Here is a 25767-nt window from a genome sequence, read left to right as displayed (position 1 = left end):
AATTTTATACCTAAATGTCAGATTTTATTAAAAAAAATATTTATTTGATAATATTATTTATTATCACATTATCGATAGGTTTTTTAACGTTTTTAACTTTTATTGATAAAGGTTTTATTCAACTAACAGACAAAAATTTACAATATCTGCTGATACTAAATATTTTTTTACTAGCTGCTCTTTTTGTTTTTATTTTTTTTGAAATTAGAAGGGCAATAAGAACAGATATTGATAAAGATGGTTTAAAATCTAATAAAAAATACATCACTGTTTTTGCTCTCTTCACTTTAATACCTTCAGTTTTAATATCTATTTTCTCTTTGTTTCTTTTTTCGTTTGCTTTAGAAAAATATTTTGACAAAAAGGTTACTACAGTCGTTAATAATTCTTATGAACTTGCTAGAAACTATGTTGAAGAAATTAAAAACAAAATCCAATCCGATATTGTACTAATTGCTTTTGATACTAATAAAAGTAAAAATTTTCTAAATGATAATCCTAAAGAATACAAAAGATTTTTAGATACACAAAAATTAATCAGAGGTGTAGATGAAATACATATTATAAATGTTGATAAAGAACTACTGTTTACATCTCTTAAAGATAATCAGCCATATATACCACCTGTTGATAGAGCTTTAGCATTAGTGCTTGATGATGATAGACCATTGAAAATAATTAATGCTCCTGAAAATATGTCAGCTGCAATTATGAGATTGCAAAGTTTTGATAATAGATTTTTGTACGTTGTAAAATATCTTGATAAAGATATTTCAAGATACTTAAACGAGTCACAAGAAGCTATTAATTTTTATTACACTGTTGAAGAAAAGAGTACAGGCATTAAAATTTCTTTTGCAATTATTTATGTTATTGTTGTAAGTGTATTATTGTTTGTATCTATATCAATAGCTATACGGTTTTCTTCTAGATTTTTTAGATCTATTAATAATTTAATTAATGCTTCTGTCTCAATTGGAGAAGGAAAATTTGATACAAAAGTTCCAGAAGTGAAAACTGACAAAGATTTAGAAATATTAAACAAAAATTTTAACCTAATGATCGATAGACTTAGAAATCAACAAGAAAAATTAATTATTAATGAAAGGCATGAAGCATGGAGTAACCTAGCAAGAAAATTAGCACATGAAATTAAGAACCCATTAACTCCAATTCAGTTGACAATAGATAGGATGAAATCAAAATATTCCAATCAAGTTAATGAAGATGATAAAAAAAATTTTGATGAAAACCTTAAGATTATAAATAATCAAATTAAACAAATAGGAAATTTAGTTAATGAGTTTTCTGATTTTGCTCGTATGCCAAAACCAATTTTAAAAGAAAATAATTTAATTCAAATTATTGATGAAAATATCAAATTATTAAATGAGTTAGATAATTCAATTAATATTTCTGTTAACACTAATTCAAAAGAAATTTTTTTAAATAGTGACAAAGAACAACTTGCAAGAGTTTTCTTTAATTTAATTAAAAATTCTATTGAAAGTATCCAACAAAGAGCAGAAAATGACAGCAATTTTGAGAAAATAATCACGATTGAAGTTAATGAAGAAAATAACCATATAAAAATTATTTTAATCGATAATGGTATCGGTTTTGGAATATTTGCAGCAAATATCAAAGATATTTTAAATCCATACTTTACTACTAAAAAAAATGGAACTGGATTGGGCCTCTCAATAGTAAGTAAAATTATAAATGACCATAATGGAAAAATTGAATTTATACCTTTAGAGGCAGGTGCAAAAATTAAAATAGATTTTATTAAATAGAATGAGTTCTGAAATTTTAATTGTTGATGATAACGCTGATATAAGAAATATCATTAACGAGTTAATTTTAGATGCTGGTTATAAAACGAGACTTGCTGCTAATTATAGTCAAGCATTATCTGAAATAGACAAAAAACTTCCAGATGTTGCAATTCTTGATGTTAAATTAGATAAGGGTGATAATGATGGTATAGAATTGTTATCACATATTAAATCAAAAGATAAAGATGTACCTGTTATTATAATATCAGGACATGCAAATATAGAAATGGCTGTAAAATCTCTTCACGAAGGAGCATTTGAATTTATTGAAAAACCTTTTGATCAAGAGAGACTGCTTAATTTTGTTAGAAGAGCTGTTGAAAACTACAATCTTAAAAAGCAAAATAAAGAATATGAAACAAAGTTGTTTTCATCATATGAATTAATTGGAAATAGTAAAAATATTTTAAATATAAACGATCAAATTAAAAAAATTTCAATAACAGAAAGTAGAGTATTTATTAATGGTCCATCAGGATCTGGAAAAGAATTAATAGCAAGAAAAATTCATAAATTATCTAAAAGAAATAAAAATCCTTTTGTGGTATTGAATGGAGCTTTATTAGATTCAAATAAATATGAACTTGAATTATTTGGAGAGGAAAAAGACAACGGCTCTATATCTTATGGAGCGTTAGAAAAAGCCAACAAAGGTACTCTATTGATAGACCAAGTTTCAGAAATACCTTTAGATATACAATCAAAAATTTTGAGAGTTTTAACAGATCAAAAGTTTAAAAGAGTTAATGGTTCAAATGATGTAACTGTAAATGTTAGATTAATTTGCTCTTCAAGTAAGGATTTGAAGAAAGAAATTGAAATAGGAAATTTTAGAGAAGATCTGTTTCATAGACTTAATGTTTTTGAAATAAATGTTGAACCATTGAATCAACGTATTTCAGATATTCCACTTTTAATTAAATATTTTTCAAAAAAAATATCTGAAAATTACAATATTAATGAATTAGAAATAGATGAAGACAATACTTATATCCTAAATCATGATTGGCACGGTAATGTTAGAGAATTGAGAAATTTAATTGAACGAATTGCAATTTTACAACCTGATACAAAGGAAAAAATTTCAAATATAATAAAAGAATCCTTAAAAAATATTAATTTCAACGAACAATTGTCTGAAAACAGCCTATCTGTGCCATTAAAAGAGGCTAGAGAAAAATTTGAAAAGGAGTATTTAACTATTCAATTGAAAAAATTTAATGGAAATATTTCAAAAACAGCTAATTTCGTTGGAATGGAAAGAAGTGCCTTACACCGAAAATTAAAAGGCTTAGGAATTAAAGAATTTAATTAAATGAATATAATCATTTGTGGCGCTGGTAGAGTAGGCTTCACTATAGCTAAACAGCTTAGTGATCAAGGTCATTCTATTACTGTAATAGATCCATCTAGCGAAGATATTCAGAAAATTGATGATGCACTTGATGTTAAAGCTATAGTTGGAAAAGGAAGTTATCCGTCAATTCTTGAAAAGGCCAACGCACAAGAGGCCGATATGATTATTGCAGTAACTCGAAATGATGAAATTAACATGGTTATATGTCAAATTGCATTTTCTATTTTTAAAATACCAAAAAAGATTGCCAGAATTAGATCTCAGGATTATTTAAATCCCAAGTTTACAACTGTTTATAACAAAGAAAACTTACCTATAGATGTTATTATTTCACCAGAAATTGAAATTGCAAAATCAATCCAAAGAAAACTCGAAGCTCCTGGAGCTTTAGATAGTGTTCCTTTTGCAGACAATAAAATCAGGTTATTAGAAATATTAATTAATGAAAATTGTAATTTGATCAATATTAAATTAAGTGATCTTACAAAAAAATACCCTAATCTCAAAGCAAATGTAATAGGTGTGATAAGAGAGGATAAGTTTTTTATTCCAAAAAAAACCGATGAAATAATAGCCAATGATAAAATTTATGTAATTATAAATTCAACTCAAATGTCAGAAACACTGGAAGCATTTGGACATAACGAAAAAGTTTCTAAAAAAATTCTTATAGTTGGTGGAGGTAATATTGGTTTTAATTTAGCCAAAAATATTGAAGAAAATTTAGATGCTGCAAGAGTAAAAATTATTGAAAAAAATAAAGATAGGGCTGAATTTCTTGCAAGTGAACTAAATAATACAATAGTTATCAATGGTGATGCCTTAGATGAGGAAGTTTTAGCTGAAGCAAACTTAGAAGAAGCAGAGACTGTTCTGGCTCTTACAAATGATGATGAGGATAACTTAATGGTAAGTGTACTAGTTGAAAAATTTGCAAAAGATGAAAAAGAAATTGATGACAAGAGAACAATGGCATTAATTAATAAGCCAAATTATTCATTATTACAGAACTCACTCAAAATTGACGATTTGATTGATCCTAGAATGAATACTGTTTCTAGTATTTTAAAGCATATACACAAAGGAACAATTGAAACAGCTTATACAATTATGAATGGTGAATATGAGGTGATAGAAGCAGAGATAATAGAGACATCTGAATTAATTAATAAAGAATTAAAAAATTCAAATCTTCCAGAAGAAATTCGAATAGGTGCCGTACTTAGAGATAATAAAGTAATTATACCTAGATCTGACTTCGTATTTCAAAAAGACGATAAAGTAGTTTTTTTAGCTAAAAAAGACTCAATCTCAGTTGTTGAAAATATTTTTAGAATTAGCTCAATTTAATTAAATGCCAATACTTCGGGTAAAATATTTAAGTTTTTTCTTTCTATTGATTTCAGTTTTTTCATTTTTAAATATTATTTACTCTTATTATTTCAATTTATACTTAAACTTAAATACATATTACTTTAGTTTAGTAATCTCTGGTTTAATTAGTTTTTTGTTCTATAAAATAGACACCTCAGAAAAAAAACCCACAATATTTGAAAAAATATTAACAGTACTTTTGGGATATTTTATTATGCCAATAGTATTATCGATTCCATTTTATTTTAGCATTTATAATTTAACCTTTTTAAACGCTTTATTTGAAGCAGTGTCTGGCTTTACATCAACCGGTTTTACAATATTTGAAAATATAAAGCATATTGATCAGGGTTTAATAATATGGAGATCATCTATTCAATGGATAGGTGGATTGTATTTTTTATTTTCTATAATTTTTTTAATTGATATTTATGATGAAAACTTAAAAAAATCTCTTACAAATTTTTTATCATTTAATACAACCGAAATTTTAAAACAAACAATTAAAATATTTATTTTATATTCAAGCTTAACATTATCTATTTTTATAATTTTTAATTTATTTGGATTTAGATCTTTTAATTCATTAAATTTATCAATGACTATTATTTCATCAGGTGGTTTTTTACCAGTAAATGATCTCTCAACAATACTAACTCAAAATTCACAGATAATAATTTTTTCATTATTAATGCTAGTTTCTTTCTTCAGTATTTTCTTTATATACAATTTAATCTTTTTAAGAAAAAATATTAATTTTTTTCATGAGGATATTCATCTATTTTTATATTTTGTAATAACAGTTGGGATATTTTTTATATTTTTTAGTTACGATAATACTTTTTCTTATAGTTTTTTATCTTTAGTAAGTAGTATTTCAAATATAGGAATTTCATTGAAAGTTGAACAAACTAATCTTCAATTTTTGTATTTACTTTTGGTTATAATTGGAGGTTCATTTATTTCTACAAGTTCAGGATTACGATTTTTAAAAATTTACTCTTTAACAAAATATTCTTTAAATCAAATACTTTCATTTAGCAGACCAAAAAATGTATTTATGAATAAGCTAGTATTTTCTAAAATTAACTTTGCAACTCAAGATATAAATAAATATTTTCTTACAATTGTTATTTTTATAATCTCACTTTTTTCATTAACCACTTTTTTATCTTTGAGTGAAATCAATTTTGAATATTCATTTAAACTGGCGGTATTAACATTAATGAATACTGTTAATTCTTCAGCCTATGGAATGGGTGATTTTGATTTTCAAAATTTACATTTTATTACTAAATATATTCTTATTTTCTTTATGATTATTGGAAGAATTGAATTGTTATCTTTATTATTGATAGCTAAAAAATTTCTGTTTAAATATTAAATTTGTAATATATATGTATTTCAAATATTGCGCCCTTAGCTCAGCTGGATAGAGCATCGGTTTTCTAAACCGAGGGTCGTAGGTTCGAATCCTTCAGGGCGCGCCATTAAAATCAAGGCTTATTTAACCATGAGCCATGTTCAAATCTTCTAAATACATGCTTTGACGACCTGATGACGAAACGAAAGGTCAAAAAATGTATATTAGAAAGCGTTTAAGCAAATACTTTGTAGAAATCAAAAGACTAGGTCATAAAAATATCTACAAAACATTCAAACAAAAATCCGATGCAATGAAGTGGGGTAGATCAGTTGAAATACAATTAGATCAATCACGTTATAGAGACACCTCCAACGCATCAAAGACTACATTGAAGTCGGTTTTAGAACGTCATCTTAAAGAACGTTTAAGGGTCGTGAAAGAGCCAAAAAAAGAACAATCAAGGTTCAATGTCATTGTTCAGAACGAAATTGTTAAAAGATATTTATCTAATTTAACGCCTCAAATATTTGCACGTTATAGGGATGAAAGATTAGATGAAGGCCTTTCTCCTTCTACAGTATGCAGGGAATTATCTTTTATGAGTATTGCTATTAAGAAGGCTATACGTTTTTATAATTGTTGGTTGCCCGAACATCCTATCCCCAACGATATTAAACCAAAAGAAAACGCACCTAGAAATCGACGATTAGAAGAAGGGGAGTTTGATAAGCTAATGGAACACTGCAAAACCAAACGGAATAGTTATTGGTGTTCTATGATCGAATTTGCGATTGAAACTGCTATGCGTTTGAATGAACAATTAACGCTGAAGTGGGAACAGGTGGATCTTAATAATATGCTGATAACGATATTAGCTGAACATTCAAAGACAGGTATTCAACGAAAAATACCTTTAACACCAAGAGCAATTCAAATACTGAATCAGATGCCACGTCATATCAACGGCAGGGTTTTTCCTGTATCGTTAAATAATTTTCAACGTGCATGGCGTTCAATAACTAGGAATGCAAAAATAACCAACCTGCATTGGCACGATCTAAGAAGGGAAGCTTGTTCTAGATTAATGGAATCTGGTTTATCTATTAGTGAAGTTCAAATGTTCACAGGTCACAAAACGCTTTCACTTATGCTTAAAACATACAGTCAGCATAATCCGTCAGTTGTTGCTAAAAAATTAAATAGTATTTCATAAAAGCTAGTGTTTAGAGTCGTTATTTGATCTTGAAATATCGGTTCTAAAATATATATGAGTATTAACGTTGAGTATTTAATTGGGAATGGGAACTCTTAAATAACGTTAGTCCCATGGACTTAAAATCGAGTTTAGATGTTTGCAACATCATAGCCACCTCGGAAAAAGGTATTCACAAATAGCAAACTAGAACAGCAAATTTTGGTTATTAGTTATGAGTATGAATATTATATTTGAGGGAATGGATCTAGAAAACTTCATAGACGTTAATCTTCTAACGTTCATAATCATCACTACAAGTTTCATAACAATAACATTATTGAGCTAACCACTCGTCTAGTTTATGGAAAAAATAGCATCCCCCGTTTGCTGTCGGGGGAATGCAACAAGAAGAAGAAACAGCTATGCTGAAATACAAACATAAATTCCCAAATCCTTTTGGGTGGTTGTTAGATAAATTTAACAACTTTAAATCAGAACAATTAAAATATCATGAAAGCCTTTGGAGTTGGTTCCATTGGACGATAACCTACACTTGTGGGAAAGGATTATATTATAATTTATTATCTAAATTTTATTATCCTATTCGAAACTATCAAAAATGGGTTAGGTTCGGAGAACGTGTAGGCAAAAGAACCGATGTTCTTTGGAATTTAAGCAAACCATTAACTCTAACGTTCATTACAGAAGATAAAGGATATTGTCCTACCTGTCATGAAAGAGCTGTAGAAAATGGCGATGCTGAAAATAACGATTGGTATAAATTTTTTCATGCAGATTATAATCATCACTATGAAACAAATCTTTTGTTATCTAATAAAAAATACACTTACACTTATTGCTGCTGTGAAGATCTACTGTTTGAACCGTTAGAAGAATACTACACTTCAGGTGGCGAAAGTGGTTCTTCAATGTTCACTCAAGAATGTGCGCAATGGGATATCAATAAAGATATACGACCTAAAAATGGATGGGATCCGTTAAAGGAACACAAAGCGCAGAAGTTGCCAAAGGGTTGGAGGTTTAAGAATGATTACTAAAGCTCGATCTTTTGCAAAAAAAATAATGGATCAAGGGTACGGAGTTGTACCCTTATTCCCTAACGCTAAAAACACTCACGATCATAATTGGATACATAAAAAATATTTAATGGATGATTTTTTAGATGATAGCAACATTGGTATTAATTTGGGTCAATCAAACTTAATTGATGTTGATTTAGATTGTGCTTTAGCTGTTCACTTTGGACGACTTTGGTTGCCGTTCAATACATTGAAGTTAGCAAGAATAACTAATGGTGTTGAAGAGATAACCCATTATTTCTATTTGAATAATAAATCTTTGAAAGACAATGATGTCAAAAAATTCAAAGGTTCAACTATTCTAGAACATAGATGTACAGGTCAAACAGTTGTCTATGGTGCAACACCTTCAAAAGATGACACCAACGTTATGGTTATGCGAAAATTTTATGTTGATGAGCAGAAACCAATATATGTAGATAACCTGCAGGAGATAGTTAATAAGATCTATGTTGCTGTAGCTTTATGTTCATATAACGTAGGTGCTAATGTAGGTGCCTTGAAGCTAGACGCTTGCATCATGCGTTATTGTGATTGGTCAGATGAAGAACGTGAGGATTTCATTTGGCAAATTGTTCAAAAGACAGATCCAAATAGTAGGGACTGTACAATGAAGAAAATGCAAAATCATATTAGATCTAATAACAAAGAGACTAAGAACTCAGGTTATAAATCTTTTGCTAATCATGTTGGTGTAGATGAAAAAGAAATAAAAAATCTTTTTTCATTAATTGGATCAATTCCTTCTAGTGATGGTTTTGAAAAGACAAAGTCTATAGTTGATTTCAATACTGTATCTTTGGATATGCCAACGCTAATGAAGACAGAACTTCCACCAATGCAATGGGCAGTAGCAGGTATATTACCTGAGGGTTTTGTTTGTATGGCTGGTCGTCCTAAAGCTATGAAGAGTTGGACTGCATTAAAACTTTGTTATGCTGTTCAGAACGGTTCATTATTTTTAGATCATCAAACTGTACAAGGCGATGCAATCTATTTTGGATTAGAAGATTCCAAACGTAGAATAAAAGATCGAGTCTCAAAAATGGGTTTCGCTAAATTAAAACAGCCACAAATTGTTTTGGGTGGTGAAGTTCCAATGCTTGGGTTTGGCTTTGAAGAATGCCTCGAAAATTGGATTAAATCGAAAAAAAATCCACGTTTAGTTATTATCGATACTTTGGCGAGGATCAAACCAAGACAGAGCAAAAGTGGTACTGCATACGACCAAGATAATTTATTGATGAACGGTATTCAAAAACTTGCCGTACAAAATAATTTAACGGTCTTATTCATAACTCACTTGTCTAAGTCATCACAAGAGTACAGCTTTGATAAAATTCAGGGATCTGTAGGTGTTCAAGGAATGACGGACGCTATGTGGATGTTAGATAGAGGCGACGGAGTTAATTCTAAAGCGTCATTGAAAGGTCGTGGAAGAGATATCTTAGACTTTGAATATGCTTTGAATTGGGACGGCGATAGCATGTCTTATCTTTATGAAGGCAATCTCGATATCATTAATCAAAACGAAAATAGACGTGAGATAACTAAGGCAATGGAAGATCTCTCAAAAGAGTTAGATCAAGTTAGACCTTCAGATGTTGCAAAATTTTACGGTGTACCTTCGAACTCAAAAGACGGTCGAAGAATGGCTAGAACAATGCAACGTATGGCAGATCAATTCGAGTTAGATCGAGGTCTTAAGTATGGAACGTATAAATTACCAAAAACAATAGATCTATAAGGAGGCACAGCAATGCAAAAGATCAAATATCCTTTTAAATTAAGGACTCGTTTAAACAATATGAACAATAGCGAATACCATAAAAAACATGGTGGTTTTCAATTCTATTTAGATATCTATGATGACGAAAATTATCCCATCGTTTCAAATATTGAAATAACGGAAGGTCAGGCAGATAAACTGAACGGATTAGCTGATTGGCAAAGCTACTTAAGATTTCATATCTAAAAGATATATGTCGTAGTTGTCGTTGTGTCTTTTTTAAGATGTTGCGACAGCACGACAGAGTTTTGTACGTTAAATAAAAAAGTTTCGTCCGATTAAAGCGTGAACGTTCACGTTGTGATAAAAACGCTTTTATGGATTTAAAATATAAATTTAGTGCTAAAGAATATTCAACGTTATGTGGAATAACACCGTCAGCATTGAGAAAAAGAAGACTCTCAGGAAAACTAGAGGGACAGTTTATAAAAAAAGGCTCAGAATATTTTTATAGTAGCCAAGAGACACACCGTCCAAACAAGGACAAATTCACGGTTAATGTTTCACGTTCCAAACACAGAAGGCGCAATGTTCCTGAGGCAAGTACCAACTACCATAAGGCTAGAAACGGTCATCAATTAAAACTGACCAATGACCTTAGACAATTAGCTAGAATAAATAAAAGATTAAATGAAGAACAAATAGCAGAAATAACAGATGATATTTTTGAAGTAGCTAAACAACGAAGAAGAGACAGAATAAAAAAACAAGAAGTCCAGCAGTCAAAAAATTTGAAAAATTTGAATTATGGAGGCTTCAATAAAAATTCCATTATAGACGTTAGAACTAATTGGAGACCTTTGTTTCCTGAACCAAGAACAGAATATGATGAAGCAGAAACTGAACCTGCAGCAACAAAATATTATTAAATGAAAATTGGAGAATACAAACAAATGATGAGCTATTTAAAAAGACCAAAACAACCAACTGAAGCTGATCTAAAAAAAGAAGATCTAAAACCAAGTGGAGATATTGTTAGAAATCTGCTGATTGAAGAGATGCAAACAAGAGATTTAGATGCAGATGAGATTAGATACTTAATGGACTCTAAGCCAAGAGATAACATTAAAACACAAAAAATATCGAACACAGGTCGACGTATATTAGCAAAACCAAACAAACCTAATACTCAGGTCAAACCGTTTAAAGAGAATTTGAACAAAGCAAACCACCGTACAAAAATATTCAAACAAGATTTAAAGCTTGATCCAAGTCCCATTGTACTACCTCCGAAAGTTGCAGTTAAGCGATCGGAGGAAGACAACAGATTTTTCAAGATGCTTGAAGATAATAAAAAAGAAAAGCAAAGAATTAGATCTTCTGGACTAGGTTATTTAATGGGAGAAACCTAATGAAAAAATACGAATTAGAAGATCAAATAGAAAAATTAGAATATCAGTTAAATAGAAAAGAACTTCAATTAGATGAAGTGATTTCAACCAATTCAAAATTAACAGATCAATTAAAGAATTTATGGGATGAGGTTGGTTGCAAAAATGACATGATTAGATCCCTTAATAGAGACGTCGAAGAAATAAAGATAGATAGAAATAAATATGCCTCAAGGTGGAGAAGATGCGTTGCTGACAAATATGAAAAGAGAAGAGAAGAGGACGAAAAAGATAAAGCACTAATTGATAAAATTTTAAACGAAGGAAGGACTGATAACTAATGCGTTCAAATATAGAAAATACAAAAAAAGAATTAAGAAGAGATGATCTAATTAAGTTAGCTAAAGATGAAGCTGACATAAGATTTGATGTAGAAAATGAGATAATCGAAATACTGCAAGATCAGTACAACAAAGAAAAAAATGAAGGTCAGTCGTTCTTAGAGTGGCTGGACACTAAAGACGAAGATTATATTCGTAGAATTCCACTTGGTCTAAAAGAAGGTGGAACTGTTATATCAATAACTGATTACTTAAAACAAAGGGAAAAACCAAAAATAAAAAAATTAAATTTAGATTCTGTTGCACCTGGAAAAGCTATTTCACAATTAACTGATGCTGAAAGAGACGTTGTGAAAAACCTGCTGCGGATGACTTTTGAAAATTTAAACAAATAACGTTGGGGACTGCTAATTTTTGTTCAGGACAGAATAAATTAGAAAGTTATAAATGAGCATGGGCGCTCACCCCAACGACCAAAATCAATTCCAATTAGACTCTCTGTTCAGGATTTGGTAATCTTGGATTATGAAAAAATCAAAATTAGATCTTGGTAAAGGGTTTAAGAGAATTTATTTTACGTTAGCAGGGTTATGGTTAATTCTACCGTTGTATTATGTCTTTTCTGGAAGCGTAAATAAAGACGATGTATTTGGGTTTACCTGGACAGATATATTTCAAATGATTGCACTACCGTTTGTAATATATTTTATTTTGTTATTCTTCATTAAAGGTTTTAAAAAAACTGATTAGTGAAAAAATTTCTATCAATCCTCGTTCTTAGTTTGTTGTTTAGTGGAAATGTTTACGCTGGTTTGTTTTCTAAGGAGCTATATATCAATTGTTATTTTACTGAGGAGAGTGGTAACGACTTTTTTATGATTGATATTGAAGATGGAAATTTTTGTGTAAATATGGGTGGTGACTCAAAATGCACCAAAGTAGATAAGTTTAATTCTAAAGAGGTAACAAGTATTGTTCTAGATCCTGCTAATTCTGTTACAGCTAGTTTGTTCGGTCAAAAAATTTACTGGAAAGTAAACAGAAAAAATGGAGTTGCTGGAATATACGCATCTTCTAATAACAAAATAGTTTCAGAAAAATTTAATTGTAAACAAAGACCTAGTTTATAAATGAAAAAACTTCTATCAATCATGGTTATTTGTTTCTTATTTATTGGAAGTTCTTTTGCCGAAACAGTTAAACAAAGATTAGATAATATAGAAAAAAGACTAGATGATATTGAAAAAGATGTTGATGGTACTAATTTTCTAAAGAATATCTTAGGAAATAATGAAAAACTTGAGGAAGAGGGAATACCTGCTGAAACTCAAATTGGATTTAAGCTAAACTTTTTGTCCTGTAAAAATGATAGTTTGTACGATGAAATATTTATCAGGTATGAAATAACTAATAACTATAAACAACAAGTTAAACTTGTTGATGCATATTTTGTTGCAAAAGATTTATTTGGTGATTTAGTTTTTAAAGGAACTATCAGACGTGATTTTTATTTAGATCCAGGACTTACAAAAACTAGGGAAGGCTCATATGACAGTATGTTTGGAAACAGCTGTACTAAGGTTAAGATGGCAAGATTATCTGATTTAACTGTTGAACTTTATGTTTCAAAAATAGCATTTGGTGATAACACCATAAAAGAGTTTAGTAAAAATGCTAATTCAAAAACGTTAGATCAGTCTTCCTTTGGTGAAAAAGAACATTTTAATCCAAATAATATTGCAAATCTTTTAGAGCTATCAAAAAAAGAAATAGGAGAAAAAAATAGTAACACTCACTCATCATCTCTAACACTTGCTGAAGAAGAGGATATTAAATCTCAAATTTTTGGATGCTGGAGTATTCCTATGGGTCTACCTTACAGTGAAGACTTGGTGGTAAATATTAAAGTTGATTTTAGGTTAGATGGAAGTGTTGAAAAAACTGAAATACTAAATAAAGAAAATATAAATCAAGAAAATAAAGCTTACTTCAAAGTTTTAGCTGATAGCGCTCTAAGAGCCATAAAATTATGTGAGCCTTTCAGGGTACCTAATAATGGTTACGAAAGATGGAAAGAGATTGTTTTAAACTTTGATCCAAGGGCTTTATTAGGAGGGTAATGAAAAAACTTCTATCGATCCTGTTTCTTAGTTTGTTGTTAAGCGGTTGTGAAACAACTGGAGGTAATAAAGCATTAAAACCAGACGTAAATTCTAATAGTAGCAAAGACACTTCAAAAGAAAAAAATAGTAGCAAAGACACTTCTGGAAAAAAAAATCACTGGGATGCATACGCTGTTGCTTATGACGTCTGGCAAATAAATAAAGATCAAGATCCTTATGGTTATAAGGTTGATAAATTCGCTGAAGATAGCCTCATATCAGAAGAGGATGCTATGAAAAAAGTTATAGCAAAATGTGAAAAAGAAAGTTTTGAGAGAATTTTGAAGATAAGGTCGTTAAAAAAAACTGATAAATGCTTTGTTTTTCGAACAACTTACACAACCTATCCAATTTGGACTTTAGGATTGGGCTATCAAGAAATTTCAAATTCATACGTAGATGAAATTTGGAATTATCAACTTAAGTTAACAAATGAAGAGTATAAAAAAAATAAAATTAAAGAAGAGAAAGAAAAACAAATAGCTAAAGAAATCTATGAAGCACAAATAATGGAAGAAAATAAAAAAAAATGTGAACAAATTGGATTTACTCCCAATACAGAAAATTTTGCAAAATGTATCTTAAAGTTGATAGAAATTAATGAAATTCGTCAGGCCGCTTTACTTGATAGTGAGTCAAGAGCATCATTAGAAGCCAAGATACAAGAACAAGCAACAGATATTCAAAATAAAATTGCTGAAGAAGCCAAAGCATCTAGAGATCAAGAAGCCTGGGCAGCTTTGTTGGGCATGACAACAGGAAATAGTGTACTGAGTCCCTCATCGACAAAGTCAAGTATATGCTTTAAAACGAGTGAAGCAAAATCAGGACTTGGTAAAATTTGTTATTATAATTGTGGTGGAACAACAAAAGCTATGAATATTAATGCAACGCAACTGTGTCCAATAAATGCCAATTTATAAAGTGAATACAAAATGAAAAAACTTCTATCGATCCTGTTTATTAGTTTGTTTTTTAGTGGGAACGCTTATGCTCTTAAAATTAGTTTGGAATGTGGATCAGATGTAGAACGTCTTTATATAAAAATTAATAAAAAAATGATTGAGATAGTTGAGCCTTCAAAAAAAAATAAAATTAAATTTAAAGTAGATTTTATTGATGACTATAAAATTGAAGGAATGGGTAGAGGATTAGATAAAGCTACCACAAGTTATGACACCCATCTTCGAGTCTCGGATGGGTGGGATGAAGATAAATATATTAAAACGCACATATACACTATTCAGCTTGAGAGAGTGAAAGGATATTTAGGTTTTTATAGATCTACTGAACCTTGGACTGGTAGTGGAAAACAATACAATTTTAATCGTTTATGGGAAATTCCCTGTACAAAATTAGAAAAAAAATTTTAAAATATTTTGCCATCTATAACTCTAACTAAGACAATCAATGTATTACGTAGAGCAGTAATCTAAACCTAATTTGAGAAAAAGGGTGGTACCTCTAAAATTAGACATAAAGTTTCCTGAAATAGAAAAGGAAGTATTATATCTGCTTGATGAAGATAAGACGTTAGAAAGATTAGAGGAGGCAAGGAATAAACCTAGCCCAGAATTCTTTAGAGGATTAGGAATATTTCTACCTAAAAAAATCTAATATACGTTTATATTTAATAGCAATTAGACTCTCTGTTCAGGATTTGGTAATCTAGGATTATGAAAGATTATCAGTTTTCTATAGCAATAATACTTGCATCTTTAATTATTAGTATAGCGATCATTCTTAGTTCAAAAAATGATCAATTATCAAACTGTGTAGATAGATTATTAAAATTAGAGAAAAAAAAAATAACAAAAAGAGTAGTTCAAGATGTTACTTTGCTTTGTAACCGTAGAATAAATTGATGAAAAAACTCCTATCGATCCTGGTTCTTAGTTTGTTGTTTGGGGGGAGTGCTTATGCAAAAGAGGTATCTTACATTTGCCAATATGAAAACAATAGAGGAGAATTACTTCCACAAAGCAAAACACTTTATGAAATAAAAAATGGTAAAGTTTTTGAAGATACATATGAATTGGATGGTGTAAAAAACATTGTAATCAATGGATCAATTATTTCTTTTACATTTAATCCTAGAATACAGGGTTATAAAGATCAAAGCTTCCATAAGGTAAATCTAGACACAGGAAATTTTTACGAAATTGATTATACAGATGCAGGTGGTGCAAATACAACATTTGGTAAATGTAAAAAATTTTAGATAGAACATTAAAAAACTGATTAACAAATAGTTTTTTAAAATTAGATCTTAGTTAATAATACTTTAATTTAAATTTAGTAGGATAGGCTCTGTATTCATCCTCACAAGCTTCCACAAACCACTCATATTCAATTTGTTGTTTCATTTTATCTTGAAGTTTTAAATCTAAAAAATGACTGTATGTATCACCAAATTCAAGTACATAACGTTCATCTGCACATCGCTCAAAAACAATAGGTGTGATTGCGTCTAGATCTTCTTGGTAAAGAGAGTTCTTTAAATTAAATGAAATAGGTTTCTTGTTAGCTTGTTTTTCGCAATCTTCAAATAGCCATTCATAATGTTGGCTTTGGTCAATTTTAGTTTTAACTGAAAGAGAAAGATAATCTTCTAGTTGATTTCCAAAATGAGCTACAAATAATTCATCTGCACAAGATTCAAACATTTTTGTTCGATCATTATTTTCAGCATAACCAAGGTTAGTAATTAAAATAGATATAATTGTTAAAAAATAGCATCTTTTAAGCATAATTTATATTAGCAAAGCTTTGTGTTATAAATTTGGTAGATGAGCAAAGATAGAGCAGAATTTTATAAAGCCTGGGAAAAACATTCAGAATTAACCTTTGCTTGGAAAAAACTCTCAGACAAAAATACTTTACCGTTTGAAGGTATTTTTAATACCAATTCTAAGAAACTTAAATTTTTAAATGGAGCAAAAGTAAAAGGATCTTGTAGAGTATTTCTTAAAGAAGAAAAAAATTCATCAGAATGGATCTCATTCATTGGAAATGATGGTGATAGTTTTTTTTATATACCTCAAGGATTCTTAACTATGTATTTTCCAGATGGCGATATTTATAGCGGTTATTGGAAGAATGGAAATTATTACAGCCATGGTAAATATTTTAATCATAAATCTGGTACTTACATAGGAACTTGGGAAAAGGGACAAATGAATGGTTGGGGCGAGTATGAATTTAAAAATGGTGATAAATACATTGGAGAGTATAAAAATCATGAAATACATGGATTAGGAACGTTCAGATATGGTGATGGAAAAATACTAAGAGGATATTTTCAAAAAGGTGAATTTAAAAAAGAATTAAAAAATTATAAGATTAAACAAGACGATGAAGATTATACTTACATATAATAATTATAAGTATGGTTTTAATTTATAGATGAAAAAGATAGATCACACTTATGAAAATTTTGATCCACAGAAATTTTTAGAATTATTGAAAAATTTTAAAGCAGAAGTCCAGGCTCATTTTATTAAAGATTACATTGTTCCATGCATTAAGGATTACAATGACGTAAATGATCAAGATGGTTTATTTGAGTTATATTTAAAGGACTTAATCTCCTCAGGTGAGTTTTTTGAAAACATGAATAAAAAGTTTGATGTACTTTTTAAATTTGAAAATCTTATTAATGAGGACTTTTGTTGGAACACTGCCTATGTATTACTTTTTAAAAAAGAGAAAATCTGTTTATTATTAAACTTCGAGTCAGTCACAAGTATTGCAGCAAATGATGTAATATATTTATTGGATCAATTTAACTATAGTGAAAAAGACAAACTAGACATTAAACATCTTAAAGAAAAACTTAATGAAATGACAAAAGATATTTGGACCGAAGTATATAAAAATGAAACATGGGAAGAAATACTGAAGAGATTTAAGTCTCCTGAATACGATCAGGTAAGCTCAATAAAATTTGGAAAAAAATATTATAATAAACTTCATCCTGAAGCTTTAGAGTTAGAACATGTGGAGATAAACTAAGAGAATGGCTGATAATTATAATAGAAATCCTAAAGGAACAAATCAATGGGTGCTTAGAAGTAATGAAGAAATTCAAAAAATAATTGATAAACATCCAACTTGGACAAAAAAAGATTTTAGAGGAGAGGGAAAACTTAATCCTAATAAAAAAAATGCATTATTAACAAGAAAAGAAACAGATAGACCTGGTCTAAAATTTTATCAGGTAGGTAAAAGAATTAATTTAGAAAAAATATTTAAACATTCTACTCAGCAAAGTATTGAAGAATTTAAATCGAAGAAAATTGATCTAGAAACACTACGAAATAGAGCTTCTACTAAACAAATTAGAGATAATATGAGTAAGGAAGAAAAATCTGCTTATGATAAAAAAATTTATGCTAATTTAACTAAATCACAATTAGAGGAAAAAAGATTGAGACAAAGAGAGTACTACAAAAGATTAAATGAAAGAGGCAAAGATCTATAAAATGAAAAAACTTCTATCGATCCTGGTTTTTAGTTTGTTGTTGAGTGGGAGTGGTTATGCAAATGATTTTAATTTTATATGTCAAGAAGAGATAAAAACTGAAAAATTATCAAATACTAAACTTTTTTATGAATTAAAAAAAAACAATTTTTTTATTGATGGTGTTGAATACTTATTAAAAGAAAATCCGAAAATATTAGATAATTCTATAACTTTGATATGGCGAGACGATGAGGGTTGGATTTTTGAATCAATTTTTAATAAAAAAAATGGTAAAATGGTAGAAAAAGGATTTAAAGGTCCAGACGATAAAAGTCCTGCAATTTGGTATTATCAATGTGATATATTTTAAAAATTGTATAACTATGAAAAAACTCCTATCGATCCTGGTTCTTAGTTTGTTGTTTGGGGGGAGTGCTTATTCAGATTATGGAGGATGGATAGATATGATTGTTAATTCTAAAGAACACAAATACTGTGGTGATTTAGCTAGGAGCATGACATCAAACAAATTTAAACAGAGTGATATTTATTATGAATGTAGAGCAGACATAGATATTCAGCAATCTATTGATAAAGATATTAAGAAGTGGAAGAAAAAAAATAAATGAAAATAATCAAATCATTAAATGAATTGCAAAACGAATTAGCTAGTGAAGAATTATTTCCTCCTGATCAGTCATTAAGCACATTGATGAAAGATAAAACATATAACTGTGGATGTGGAAGTTGGCATGCAGTAGATAAAACACCAATAGGAGCAGCAACAAGAGGAAGAGGAATAGCACATTCTGGCGTTGGAAAAGGTTTCATATTACTTTGTGATACCCACGCAACTTTGGTAGTCACAGAAGGAATATTTAATTACACTTTTAAAAGTATTTGGACTGTTGAAAAAAATATAATGCAAGATTTTTTATAAATGAAAAAATTATTATTAACATTTCTAGCTATAATATCATTAACTACTAACGCTCACAGTTTCATGACTTATGGTGAGTTTAAAGAACTAATATTATCAGATGAAACAAGTGCCAAATGGTATTTGAGAGGAATTATAAACGGCAACCTATCTCATTCTAGATACATGTACATTGAGAAACCTGAAAATGAACAGCTCTATTGTCCTCCAGATGATATTAAATTTAGCATGGAACATGCAGTTGAGATGATTCAAACTGAAGCTAATAGAATTAAAAGTGAGACTAGTGAAGACGTTAATAAAGCGTTAGTACCATTATTATATATTTGGGGAATGCAAGACATGTATCCGTGTGAGAATTAAAAATGTATTAACGATCGAGATAATATTCTATTGCTTCTTTGCAATCTTCTCTTATCATTTTTCTACAAGCGCTTGATGAACATTCAGAATATTCTTCATCTATTAAACATCTATTGTAAGCTTTTCGTTCTTCACTTGGATTTGAAATATAAATTGCTGAAGCTATCACAATAGCTCCAAAAATAATTGCTAGTGGAGTTTTATTATTTTCAACCTTTTTAGTTTCTTTTTTTCTCATTTTAAAAAAAATTATAATATTTTTTTTTGGCACTAACAATTAAAACGAAGAACTTTTTAACAGCAATAACTTTGTGAACGTTTGTATAAACCTAAAGCAGTTGGGACTCCTTCCTGTACAAAGCCATATTAACCTTAGAAAAAGATTCAAAATTTGGTATCGTTTAGGATCCATTAGTCCTGCAACAGCAGGACGACTTTCGGATTCAATATCGTCAAAGATATAGACGGAATAATTCCTATACACACAAGATATATCAAAAGACTCGTTGTAGTTGATTGACGACTGTATGACGAAACAGTGGACGCAGAATCCATGATTTGATAGGATAACTTTATTATTAACTGTCATTAAGTTCGTCAGTTATTTAGAAAGAATAAAGCAAAATTAATAACGTGTTCTTTGGTTTAGGATCACTCATCAAATTTCTAAACCGAGGGTCGTAGGTTCGAATCCTTCAGGGCGCGCCATTTCTTGGTCTTTTGACCATAATTTTCTCTTGAAGTAGTTTTTCTAAAATGTTTTAATCCTGCGAATTCAAAACTAAGTTTTGAATTATTTGTTAACAAATAATAATAACTAAAAGGAAGAATAATGTTTAAATACTTAAAACAATTAACTTCTTTAGTAGCAATGGTCGCAGTGTTGTTTACTTTTACAACAGAAACTATGGCTGCTAAAAAATCTAAAACACTTAAAAACACTCAAAAGAAGGGTTTTGTAAGATGTGGAGTATCTCAAGGTCTTCCAGGATTTTCTAATGCTGATGCAGCAGGAAATTGGACTGGTATCGACGTTGATGTATGTAGAGCTGTAGCTGCTGCAGTACTAGGTGATGCAAACAAAGTTAAGTTTACACCATTAAGTGCTAAAGAAAGATTTACAGCTTTAACTTCTGGTGAAATTGATATCTTATCAAGAAACACAACTTGGACTCTTTCTAGAGATGCTGATATCGGACTTACTTTCGTTGGAGTAAACTTCTACGACGGTCAAGGTTTCATGGTTAGAAAAAGTTCTGGTATTACTTCAACAAGCCAATTCAAAGATGGTATCTCAGCTTGTACAAACATTGGTACAACAACTGAGTTAAACATGAGAGACTTCTTTAACTCTAAAGGAATTTCTTATGAGCCAGTTGCTTTCGAAAAAGCTGACGAAGTCGTAGCTGCTTATGATGCAGGTAGATGTGATACTTACACTACTGATAAATCAGGTCTTGCTGCACAAAGAACTAAAATGACTAACCCAGATGATCACATTGTATTACCTGAAACTGTTTCTAAAGAGCCTTTAGGACCAGTTGTTAGACAAGGTGATTCAGTATGGGAAGATATCGTTAGATGGTCTTTAAATGCTATGATCGAAGCTGAAGAGTATGGAATTACTTCAGCTAATGCAGATTCTATGAAAACTTCAGATAACCCAGCTGTAAAAAGATTAGTTGGTGCTGAGGGTGAATTAGGTGCTGCTTTTGGTCTAGACAATGAGTGGAGCTTAAGAATTATCAAGCAAGTTGGTAACTATGGTGAAAGCTACAAAAGAAATATAGCTGACACTGGAATTTTACCAGACAGAGGTCCGAATGAATTATGGACTAAAGGTGGAATTCTTTACGTACCACCTGCAAGATAATTGCATATTTAACTAATTAAAAAGGGCTAGATTTTTCTAGCCCTTTTTTTTATAAGCTCTTAAATGAACTTCAAATTACAAAAAATAGTTCCTCAGTTAGTTACAGTTTTAGCAGTTATACTAGTTTTTGGTTTCTTTAGTTACAACGCCCAAGTCAATATGGAAAATAGAGGTATTGATTTTGGTTATGGTTTTTTATCTCAAGAATCTTCATTTGATGTTCAGTTTTCATTAATTGAATATGATGGATCTCATTCATATTTTAGAGCTTATTTAGTTGGATTATTAAATACAATTTTAGTCTCTGTTATTGGAATTATATTTGCAACAATACTTGGGGTAATAGTAGGTGTTGCAAGACTTTCACCAAATTATCTTATTAATAAATTTGCAGCTTTCTATGTAGAATTTTTTAGAAATATTCCATTACTTTTACAGATATTTTTTTGGTATTTTGCAGCTTTAAGAGCTTTGCCTTTGCCTCAAGATGCTGATGCAATGTTTGGTGTTTTCTTTTTAACTATTAAAGGTCTGTATGTCCCAGCTTTTGTTTGGGAAAACTTTAATGTTTTCTTTTATTCAATAATAGCAGCAATAATTGCAATTGTAGTTATAAGAATTCATGCAAGAAAGGTTCAACAAAATGAAGGTAAACAGTTACCAGTTTTATGGATATCTTTAGGGTTAATTTTTATATTACCTTTATTAAGTTTTGTTATAGGTGGTGTAAGTCTTTCTTTTGAAATTCCAAAATTAAAACAACTTGCAACTACATCATTCATTTATGAAGGTGGTGTAAGTTTGCCTCCTGAATTAATTGCATTAACTTTATCTTTAGCATTATATACAGCAACTTTTATTGCAGAATGTGTAAGAGCTGGAATTCAAGGTGTTGGAAAAGGACAAAAAGAGGCCGCTGCATCTATCGGTTTAAATCCAAATCAAGTTTTAAAATTAGTGGTTATGCCTCAAGCTTTAAGAATTATTATCCCGCCAACTACTAACCAATATTTGAACTTAACAAAAAATTCATCATTAGCAGCAGCTATTGCTTATCCAGATTTAGTTTTAGTATTTGCTGGTACAGCTCTAATGCAAACAGGAAAAGCTATTGAGATTGTTTCTATTACTATGCTTACTTACTTAAGTTTGAGTATATCAATTTCTATATTAATGAATTGGTATAATAAAAAAATTGCTATTAAGGAAAAATAAATGTCAAAAATTAATTTTTTAAGACCTGATAAAGAAAATTTGAATACATTTTTGTATTTAGGTTCTTTGTTATTTTTTATTAGTGTATTGGATGTATTTTTGAATTCATTTTTTAATGTTAACATCACAGGTTTCCTACCAACTTTGTTAAGTTTTGTTGTACCTTTAGTGATTGGATTTATAGGTCTTCACTTTATTAGAATTGAACATAGTGGATATAAATTTTTAGACAGTCTAAACAAAAATATTAATACCAATGGTTTTAACGCTGTTCTTTCATTATTGATTATTTTTGTCATAATTAAAGCAACACCACCAATTCTAAGTTGGTTTTTTGTTGATGCTAGTTTTGTAGGAGATAGCAAGGATGTTTGTTCTGGAACTGGTGCATGTTGGACATATATTAAAGTTTGGTTTAATAGATTTATGTATGGAATGTATCCAAATGCTGAACAATGGAGAATAAATTTATCTTTTATTTCTTTGGCTTTACTTGGTTCAGTAGGTTACTTTGCTACAGAGAAATTTAAAAAGTATTTAACTTTATACTATGTAGTTATTTATCCTTTTATAGCATTCTTATTTATTTTCTTTTTTATATCAGGTGGTCCAGTATTTTTTGATTTTTCTTACGGTATAATTGCTGCAGTTATTTCAATTATTCTTGGATTTTTTATTCCTAGTAGATTTAAATTTTATTATTTTTTAATTGTACCATTAACAATTTACATAGTTCTTAAATACTTTGTTTTTTATGAAGAGTTGATTGAACTTGGTAAACTTGAAGGTTTAAATTGGGTTGAAACTGGAGCTTGGGGAGGATTATCTCTAACATTCATTATTTCTTTCTTCTGTTTAATTTTCTGTTTTCCTATAGGGATGGCTTTTGCCTTAGGAAGAAGATCTGATTTGCCTTTGATTAGATATATATCTGTAGGATTTATTGAGTTCTGGAGAGGGGTACCATTAATTACAGTTTTATTTATGTCAGCTGTAATGTTTCCAATGTTTTTACCGGAAGATTTTTTCATAGATAAATTAGTTAGAGCAATTATTGCAATTTCATTATTTGAAGCTGCATATGTTGCAGAAGTAATAAGAGGAGGCTTACAAGCTTTACCAAGAGGCCAATACGAAGCTGCTAAATCACTGGGTATGGGATATTGGAAGATGCATATATTTGTGATTTTACCTCAAGCACTTAAATTAGTAATTCCTGGCATTGCTAATACTTTCTTAGCGTTAGTTAAAGATACACCTTTGATATTTGTAGTTGGTTTATTAGAAATAGTTGGAATGTTAAATTTAGCAAAAACTAATCCAGAATGGTTAGGATTTGCAATGGAAGGCTATGTATTTGCAGCAATAATTTTCTGGATTATTTGTTATGCAATGAGTAAGTATAGCTATAATTTAGAACAAAAATATAAAACAGAGCGATAATTATGTCTGATAGTATTATTCAAATTAAAAATGTAAATAAATGGTTTGGTGACTTCCAAGTACTAAAAGATATAAATTTAGAAGTTAAACCAAAAGAAAAAATAGTTGTTTGCGGACCGTCTGGTTCTGGTAAATCAACATTAATTAGATGCATAAACAGATTAGAAGAACACCAACAAGGAGATATTATTGTTGATGGTAATACTTTAACTGAAGATACAAAAAATATTGAGCAAATTAGAGCTGAAGTTGGAATGGTATTCCAGCAATTTAACTTATTCCCACATTTATCTATTGTAGATAACTGCACACTAGCTCCTATTTGGGTAAAAAAAATGCCCAAAAAAGATGCAGAGGAATTAGCATTAAAACATTTAGAAAGAGTTCAAATACTTGATCAAGCTCAGAAATTTCCAGGTCAATTATCTGGTGGTCAGCAACAAAGGGTCGCAATCGCGAGAGCACTATGTATGGAACCAAAGATTATGTTGTTTGATGAACCAACATCAGCCCTTGACCCTGAAATGATTAAGGAAGTTTTAGATGTAATGGTTGATTTAGCCAATCAAGGTATGACAATGATTGTGGTTACACATGAGATGGGTTTTGCAAAAGAAGTTGCAGACAAAATGATCTTTATGGATGAGGGTATGATAGTAGAAAAAGCTGACACAAAAGAGTTTTTTGCCAATCCAAAGAGTGATCGTACTAAGCTCTTCTTAAGCCAAATCTTGTAGAATTTATATTCAATCTAATACTAACAATTGCTTGACAGGATTTTAGTTTTTTTGGTTTTTTTAATAAAAAAAATAAATTTTTCTATTGCAGTAGTTGAAATAAATTTGTTCAATAGACTTTTAAAATTTAATTAAGAGGGGTCTTAATGGAAGATAATTTCAATAAACACTTAGGGAACAAACTTAAGTTAAGAAGATTGGCTTTAGGTTTAACCCAAACAAAAGTAGCAAAAGCAATTAACGTAACATTTCAACAAATTCAAAAATATGAAAAAGGAACTAATGGAGTAAGTTCCATTAGGCTACTTCAACTTTCAAATTATTTAAAAGTGCCAATCAATTATTTCTTTGAAGATTTTTCAGAATATTTAGTTAATTTAGAAAAATCCCAAGAAGGACATATGAATGTTAATTATAATTTTTTAGCAAAAGTTTATTCAGAACTTAATGCTGATCAAAAATTAAAATTTAACAAAACATTACAAATTTCAGGATCAAATATTTCTAAAGCAGTTTAATCGTAACCAAAATGGGACCCCTTTGGTTAAATGTTTACTCTTAATAATTCTAGATTAATTTTTTTGGCTCCTCGGGCAGGACTCGAACCTGCGACCAATTGATTAACAGTCAACTGCTCTACCAACTGAGCTACCGAGGAATGTAAAAATCACAACTTACTTTTTTTTAAAACTAAAACAACATTTTTTTTTGGAGGCAACGCCCGGAATCGAACCGGGATACAAGGATTTGCAATCCTCTGCGTAACCATTCCGCCACGTTGCCTTCTTGTTTTAGACGAATAGCTTCAGGCCTTTTTATATTAAATATTTTATATTAGTCTATTAAATAACGTTCCAAATTGATTATTGTTAAATAGG

The 25767-nt window shown here is 29.7% G+C and carries 33 protein-coding genes and 3 tRNA genes; 32 read left to right on the top strand and 4 right to left on the bottom strand.

What is annotated here, in order from left to right; translation table 11 throughout:
- Positions 1-14 precede the first annotated feature (14 nt).
- The 20 genes from ACTTAS_RS03110 (at position 15) to ACTTAS_RS03015 (ending at position 16074) form a co-directional block, all read left to right on the top strand.
- Positions 15-1796 carry an ATP-binding protein gene (locus ACTTAS_RS03110; protein WP_440678288.1) on the top strand — a complete coding sequence of 594 codons (1782 nt, stop codon included), beginning with the start codon at positions 15-17 and terminating at the stop codon, positions 1794-1796.
- Between the two features lies 1 nt (position 1797).
- Complete coding sequence (locus tag ACTTAS_RS03105; protein WP_440678287.1) at positions 1798-3153, top strand: sigma-54-dependent transcriptional regulator; 1356 nt, start codon at positions 1798-1800, stop codon at positions 3151-3153.
- Positions 3154-4545, top strand: a complete 1392-nt coding sequence (gene trkA, locus ACTTAS_RS03100) for a Trk system potassium transporter TrkA (protein WP_440678286.1) — start codon at positions 3154-3156, stop codon at positions 4543-4545. It abuts the gene before it with no gap.
- A 238-nt stretch (positions 4546-4783) separates the two neighbouring features.
- Positions 4784-5953 carry a TrkH family potassium uptake protein gene (locus ACTTAS_RS03095; RefSeq protein WP_440678285.1) on the top strand — a complete coding sequence of 390 codons (1170 nt, stop codon included), beginning with the start codon at positions 4784-4786 and terminating at the stop codon, positions 5951-5953.
- A 29-nt stretch (positions 5954-5982) separates the two neighbouring features.
- Positions 5983-6059, top strand: a tRNA-Arg gene (locus ACTTAS_RS03090).
- Positions 6060-6149: 90 nt separating this feature from the next.
- Positions 6150-7148: a site-specific integrase gene (locus ACTTAS_RS03085; protein ID WP_440678284.1), complete on the top strand. Its 999-nt coding sequence runs from the start codon at positions 6150-6152 to the stop codon at positions 7146-7148.
- A gap of 380 nt (positions 7149-7528) precedes the next feature.
- Positions 7529-8188 carry a hypothetical protein gene (locus ACTTAS_RS03080; protein WP_440678283.1) on the top strand — a complete coding sequence of 220 codons (660 nt, stop codon included), beginning with the start codon at positions 7529-7531 and terminating at the stop codon, positions 8186-8188.
- Positions 8178-9977 carry an AAA family ATPase gene (locus ACTTAS_RS03075; RefSeq protein WP_440678282.1) on the top strand — a complete coding sequence of 600 codons (1800 nt, stop codon included), beginning with the start codon at positions 8178-8180 and terminating at the stop codon, positions 9975-9977. The genes ACTTAS_RS03080 and ACTTAS_RS03075 overlap by 11 nt, the downstream gene beginning before the upstream one ends.
- Before the next feature lie 60 nt (positions 9978-10037).
- Positions 10038-10205 (top strand): hypothetical protein, encoded by a 168-nt coding sequence (locus tag ACTTAS_RS03070; RefSeq protein ID WP_440678281.1) that lies wholly within the window; start codon positions 10038-10040, stop codon positions 10203-10205.
- Between the two features lie 131 nt (positions 10206-10336).
- Positions 10337-10888 (top strand): hypothetical protein, encoded by a 552-nt coding sequence (locus ACTTAS_RS03065; RefSeq protein WP_440678280.1) that lies wholly within the window; start codon positions 10337-10339, stop codon positions 10886-10888.
- Complete coding sequence (locus ACTTAS_RS03060; RefSeq protein WP_440678279.1) at positions 10889-11371, top strand: hypothetical protein; 483 nt, start codon at positions 10889-10891, stop codon at positions 11369-11371.
- Complete coding sequence (locus tag ACTTAS_RS03055) at positions 11371-11691, top strand: hypothetical protein (RefSeq protein WP_440651356.1); 321 nt, start codon at positions 11371-11373, stop codon at positions 11689-11691. Before ACTTAS_RS03060 ends, ACTTAS_RS03055 begins: the two co-directional genes overlap by 1 nt.
- On the top strand, positions 11691-12086 hold the full coding sequence (locus tag ACTTAS_RS03050) for a hypothetical protein (RefSeq protein WP_440651357.1): 396 nt from the start codon (positions 11691-11693) through the stop codon (positions 12084-12086). Before ACTTAS_RS03055 ends, ACTTAS_RS03050 begins: the two co-directional genes overlap by 1 nt.
- A 130-nt stretch (positions 12087-12216) precedes the next feature.
- Positions 12217-12441, top strand: a complete 225-nt coding sequence (locus ACTTAS_RS03045; protein WP_440678278.1) for a hypothetical protein — start codon at positions 12217-12219, stop codon at positions 12439-12441.
- Positions 12441-12821: a hypothetical protein gene (locus ACTTAS_RS03040; protein WP_440651358.1), complete on the top strand. Its 381-nt coding sequence runs from the start codon at positions 12441-12443 to the stop codon at positions 12819-12821. The genes ACTTAS_RS03045 and ACTTAS_RS03040 overlap by 1 nt, the downstream gene beginning before the upstream one ends.
- Entirely contained in the window at positions 12822-13811 is a 990-nt protein-coding gene (locus ACTTAS_RS03035) for a hypothetical protein (RefSeq protein WP_440651359.1), read from the top strand.
- Entirely contained in the window at positions 13811-14776 is a 966-nt protein-coding gene (locus tag ACTTAS_RS03030) for a hypothetical protein (RefSeq protein WP_440651360.1), read from the top strand. Before ACTTAS_RS03035 ends, ACTTAS_RS03030 begins: the two co-directional genes overlap by 1 nt.
- Before the next feature lie 12 nt (positions 14777-14788).
- The gene (locus tag ACTTAS_RS03025) at positions 14789-15226 is read left to right on the top strand and encodes a hypothetical protein (protein ID WP_440651361.1); all 438 of its coding nucleotides are present in this window, start codon (positions 14789-14791) and stop codon (positions 15224-15226) included.
- 303 nt (positions 15227-15529) lie between these two features.
- Entirely contained in the window at positions 15530-15718 is a 189-nt protein-coding gene (locus tag ACTTAS_RS03020) for a hypothetical protein (protein ID WP_440651363.1), read from the top strand.
- Entirely contained in the window at positions 15718-16074 is a 357-nt protein-coding gene (locus ACTTAS_RS03015; RefSeq protein WP_440678277.1) for a hypothetical protein, read from the top strand. The genes ACTTAS_RS03020 and ACTTAS_RS03015 overlap by 1 nt, the downstream gene beginning before the upstream one ends.
- 52 nt (positions 16075-16126) lie before the next feature.
- On the opposite strand, the gene ACTTAS_RS03010 is transcribed toward ACTTAS_RS03015, so the two are convergent.
- On the bottom strand, positions 16127-16603 hold the full coding sequence (locus ACTTAS_RS03010; protein ID WP_440678276.1) for a hypothetical protein: 477 nt from the start codon (positions 16601-16603) through the stop codon (positions 16127-16129).
- 39 nt (positions 16604-16642) lie between these two features.
- On the opposite strand from ACTTAS_RS03010, the gene ACTTAS_RS03005 reads away from it, so the two are divergent.
- From ACTTAS_RS03005 to ACTTAS_RS02975, 7 genes are read left to right on the top strand one after another with little or no spacing between them, the layout of a single operon-like run.
- The gene (locus ACTTAS_RS03005; RefSeq protein WP_440678275.1) at positions 16643-17230 is read left to right on the top strand and encodes a hypothetical protein; all 588 of its coding nucleotides are present in this window, start codon (positions 16643-16645) and stop codon (positions 17228-17230) included.
- A 28-nt stretch (positions 17231-17258) separates the two neighbouring features.
- Positions 17259-17867, top strand: coding sequence for a hypothetical protein (locus tag ACTTAS_RS03000; protein WP_440678274.1), 609 nt, complete (start codon positions 17259-17261; stop codon positions 17865-17867).
- Positions 17868-17871: 4 nt separating this feature from the next.
- A complete protein-coding gene (locus ACTTAS_RS02995) occupies positions 17872-18336 on the top strand; it encodes a hypothetical protein (RefSeq protein WP_440678273.1) in 465 nt (154 codons plus the stop codon).
- 1 nt (position 18337) lies between these two features.
- Positions 18338-18688, top strand: coding sequence for a hypothetical protein (locus tag ACTTAS_RS02990; protein WP_440678272.1), 351 nt, complete (start codon positions 18338-18340; stop codon positions 18686-18688).
- 13 nt (positions 18689-18701) lie between these two features.
- Positions 18702-18947, top strand: a complete 246-nt coding sequence (locus ACTTAS_RS02985) for a hypothetical protein (RefSeq protein ID WP_440651364.1) — start codon at positions 18702-18704, stop codon at positions 18945-18947.
- A complete protein-coding gene (locus ACTTAS_RS02980; RefSeq protein ID WP_440651365.1) occupies positions 18944-19258 on the top strand; it encodes a hypothetical protein in 315 nt (104 codons plus the stop codon). The genes ACTTAS_RS02985 and ACTTAS_RS02980 overlap by 4 nt, the downstream gene beginning before the upstream one ends.
- The gene (locus tag ACTTAS_RS02975; protein WP_440651366.1) at positions 19259-19621 is read left to right on the top strand and encodes a hypothetical protein; all 363 of its coding nucleotides are present in this window, start codon (positions 19259-19261) and stop codon (positions 19619-19621) included.
- A 7-nt stretch (positions 19622-19628) separates the two neighbouring features.
- Here the strand turns inward: ACTTAS_RS02975 and ACTTAS_RS02970 are convergent, their stop codons facing one another.
- The gene (locus tag ACTTAS_RS02970) at positions 19629-19859 is read right to left on the bottom strand and encodes a hypothetical protein (protein ID WP_440678271.1); all 231 of its coding nucleotides are present in this window, start codon (positions 19857-19859) and stop codon (positions 19629-19631) included.
- Between the two features lie 594 nt (positions 19860-20453).
- On the opposite strand from ACTTAS_RS02970, the gene ACTTAS_RS02965 reads away from it, so the two are divergent.
- The 5 genes from ACTTAS_RS02965 to ACTTAS_RS02945 all read left to right on the top strand — a co-directional run bounded on the left by ACTTAS_RS02965 (position 20454) and on the right by ACTTAS_RS02945 (position 25407).
- A complete protein-coding gene (locus ACTTAS_RS02965) occupies positions 20454-21494 on the top strand; it encodes an amino acid ABC transporter substrate-binding protein (RefSeq protein WP_075506690.1) in 1041 nt (346 codons plus the stop codon).
- A 63-nt stretch (positions 21495-21557) separates the two neighbouring features.
- Complete coding sequence (locus tag ACTTAS_RS02960) at positions 21558-22709, top strand: amino acid ABC transporter permease (protein ID WP_440678270.1); 1152 nt, start codon at positions 21558-21560, stop codon at positions 22707-22709.
- Positions 22710-24152, top strand: a complete 1443-nt coding sequence (locus ACTTAS_RS02955) for an amino acid ABC transporter permease (protein ID WP_440678269.1) — start codon at positions 22710-22712, stop codon at positions 24150-24152.
- A 2-nt stretch (positions 24153-24154) separates the two neighbouring features.
- On the top strand, positions 24155-24889 hold the full coding sequence (locus ACTTAS_RS02950; protein WP_440678268.1) for an amino acid ABC transporter ATP-binding protein: 735 nt from the start codon (positions 24155-24157) through the stop codon (positions 24887-24889).
- Between the two features lie 146 nt (positions 24890-25035).
- Positions 25036-25407: a helix-turn-helix domain-containing protein gene (locus ACTTAS_RS02945; RefSeq protein ID WP_262589252.1), complete on the top strand. Its 372-nt coding sequence runs from the start codon at positions 25036-25038 to the stop codon at positions 25405-25407.
- Positions 25408-25471: 64 nt separating this feature from the next.
- Here the strand turns inward: ACTTAS_RS02945 and ACTTAS_RS02940 are convergent.
- A tRNA-Asn gene (locus ACTTAS_RS02940) sits at positions 25472-25547 on the bottom strand.
- Positions 25548-25598: 51 nt separating this feature from the next.
- Positions 25599-25672 (bottom strand) — tRNA-Cys (locus ACTTAS_RS02935).
- Between the last annotated feature and the right edge of the window lie 95 nt (positions 25673-25767).

It is taken from the genome of Candidatus Pelagibacter sp. HIMB1611, from assembly GCF_052047715.1.
Classification (GTDB): Bacteria; Pseudomonadota; Alphaproteobacteria; order Pelagibacterales; family Pelagibacteraceae; genus Pelagibacter.
The sequence above is the reverse complement of the archived record's forward strand: the minus strand, read 5'-3'. Positions and strand labels throughout refer to the sequence as shown.

Excerpts from the sequence above, each read along its gene's own strand:
- ACTTAS_RS02955 (WP_440678269.1), top strand. The coding sequence starts at position 22,710 with ATGTCAAAAATTAATTTTTTAAGACCTGATAAAGAAAATTTGAATACA.
- ACTTAS_RS03005 (WP_440678275.1), top strand. The coding sequence starts at position 16,643 with ATGAGCAAAGATAGAGCAGAATTTTATAAAGCCTGGGAAAAACATTCA.
- ACTTAS_RS03105 (WP_440678287.1), top strand. The coding sequence starts at position 1,798 with ATGAGTTCTGAAATTTTAATTGTTGATGATAACGCTGATATAAGAAAT.
- ACTTAS_RS03025 (WP_440651361.1), top strand. The coding sequence starts at position 14,789 with ATGAAAAAACTTCTATCGATCCTGTTTATTAGTTTGTTTTTTAGTGGG.
- ACTTAS_RS03080 (WP_440678283.1), top strand. The coding sequence starts at position 7,529 with ATGCAACAAGAAGAAGAAACAGCTATGCTGAAATACAAACATAAATTC.
- ACTTAS_RS02975 (WP_440651366.1), top strand. The coding sequence starts at position 19,259 with ATGAAAAAATTATTATTAACATTTCTAGCTATAATATCATTAACTACT.
- trkA (WP_440678286.1), top strand. The coding sequence starts at position 3,154 with ATGAATATAATCATTTGTGGCGCTGGTAGAGTAGGCTTCACTATAGCT.
- ACTTAS_RS02995 (WP_440678273.1), top strand. The coding sequence starts at position 17,872 with ATGGCTGATAATTATAATAGAAATCCTAAAGGAACAAATCAATGGGTG.
- ACTTAS_RS02980 (WP_440651365.1), top strand. The coding sequence starts at position 18,944 with ATGAAAATAATCAAATCATTAAATGAATTGCAAAACGAATTAGCTAGT.
- ACTTAS_RS03085 (WP_440678284.1), top strand. The coding sequence starts at position 6,150 with ATGTATATTAGAAAGCGTTTAAGCAAATACTTTGTAGAAATCAAAAGA.
- ACTTAS_RS03035 (WP_440651359.1), top strand. The coding sequence starts at position 12,822 with ATGAAAAAACTTCTATCAATCATGGTTATTTGTTTCTTATTTATTGGA.
- ACTTAS_RS03015 (WP_440678277.1), top strand. The coding sequence starts at position 15,718 with ATGAAAAAACTCCTATCGATCCTGGTTCTTAGTTTGTTGTTTGGGGGG.
- ACTTAS_RS03055 (WP_440651356.1), top strand. The coding sequence starts at position 11,371 with ATGAAAAAATACGAATTAGAAGATCAAATAGAAAAATTAGAATATCAG.
- ACTTAS_RS03050 (WP_440651357.1), top strand. The coding sequence starts at position 11,691 with ATGCGTTCAAATATAGAAAATACAAAAAAAGAATTAAGAAGAGATGAT.
- ACTTAS_RS03030 (WP_440651360.1), top strand. The coding sequence starts at position 13,811 with ATGAAAAAACTTCTATCGATCCTGTTTCTTAGTTTGTTGTTAAGCGGT.
- ACTTAS_RS03065 (WP_440678280.1), top strand. The coding sequence starts at position 10,337 with ATGGATTTAAAATATAAATTTAGTGCTAAAGAATATTCAACGTTATGT.
- ACTTAS_RS02990 (WP_440678272.1), top strand. The coding sequence starts at position 18,338 with ATGAAAAAACTTCTATCGATCCTGGTTTTTAGTTTGTTGTTGAGTGGG.
- ACTTAS_RS03060 (WP_440678279.1), top strand. The coding sequence starts at position 10,889 with ATGAAAATTGGAGAATACAAACAAATGATGAGCTATTTAAAAAGACCA.
- ACTTAS_RS02950 (WP_440678268.1), top strand. The coding sequence starts at position 24,155 with ATGTCTGATAGTATTATTCAAATTAAAAATGTAAATAAATGGTTTGGT.
- ACTTAS_RS02945 (WP_262589252.1), top strand. The coding sequence starts at position 25,036 with ATGGAAGATAATTTCAATAAACACTTAGGGAACAAACTTAAGTTAAGA.
- ACTTAS_RS03000 (WP_440678274.1), top strand. The coding sequence starts at position 17,259 with ATGAAAAAGATAGATCACACTTATGAAAATTTTGATCCACAGAAATTT.
- ACTTAS_RS02965 (WP_075506690.1), top strand. The coding sequence starts at position 20,454 with ATGTTTAAATACTTAAAACAATTAACTTCTTTAGTAGCAATGGTCGCA.
- ACTTAS_RS03020 (WP_440651363.1), top strand. The coding sequence starts at position 15,530 with ATGAAAGATTATCAGTTTTCTATAGCAATAATACTTGCATCTTTAATT.
- ACTTAS_RS03045 (WP_440678278.1), top strand. The coding sequence starts at position 12,217 with ATGAAAAAATCAAAATTAGATCTTGGTAAAGGGTTTAAGAGAATTTAT.
- ACTTAS_RS02970 (WP_440678271.1), bottom strand. The coding sequence starts at position 19,859 with ATGAGAAAAAAAGAAACTAAAAAGGTTGAAAATAATAAAACTCCACTA.
- ACTTAS_RS03110 (WP_440678288.1), top strand. The coding sequence starts at position 15 with ATGTCAGATTTTATTAAAAAAAATATTTATTTGATAATATTATTTATT.
- ACTTAS_RS03075 (WP_440678282.1), top strand. The coding sequence starts at position 8,178 with ATGATTACTAAAGCTCGATCTTTTGCAAAAAAAATAATGGATCAAGGG.
- ACTTAS_RS03070 (WP_440678281.1), top strand. The coding sequence starts at position 10,038 with ATGAACAATAGCGAATACCATAAAAAACATGGTGGTTTTCAATTCTAT.
- ACTTAS_RS02985 (WP_440651364.1), top strand. The coding sequence starts at position 18,702 with ATGAAAAAACTCCTATCGATCCTGGTTCTTAGTTTGTTGTTTGGGGGG.
- ACTTAS_RS03010 (WP_440678276.1), bottom strand. The coding sequence starts at position 16,603 with ATGCTTAAAAGATGCTATTTTTTAACAATTATATCTATTTTAATTACT.
- ACTTAS_RS02960 (WP_440678270.1), top strand. The coding sequence starts at position 21,558 with ATGAACTTCAAATTACAAAAAATAGTTCCTCAGTTAGTTACAGTTTTA.
- ACTTAS_RS03095 (WP_440678285.1), top strand. The coding sequence starts at position 4,784 with ATGCCAATAGTATTATCGATTCCATTTTATTTTAGCATTTATAATTTA.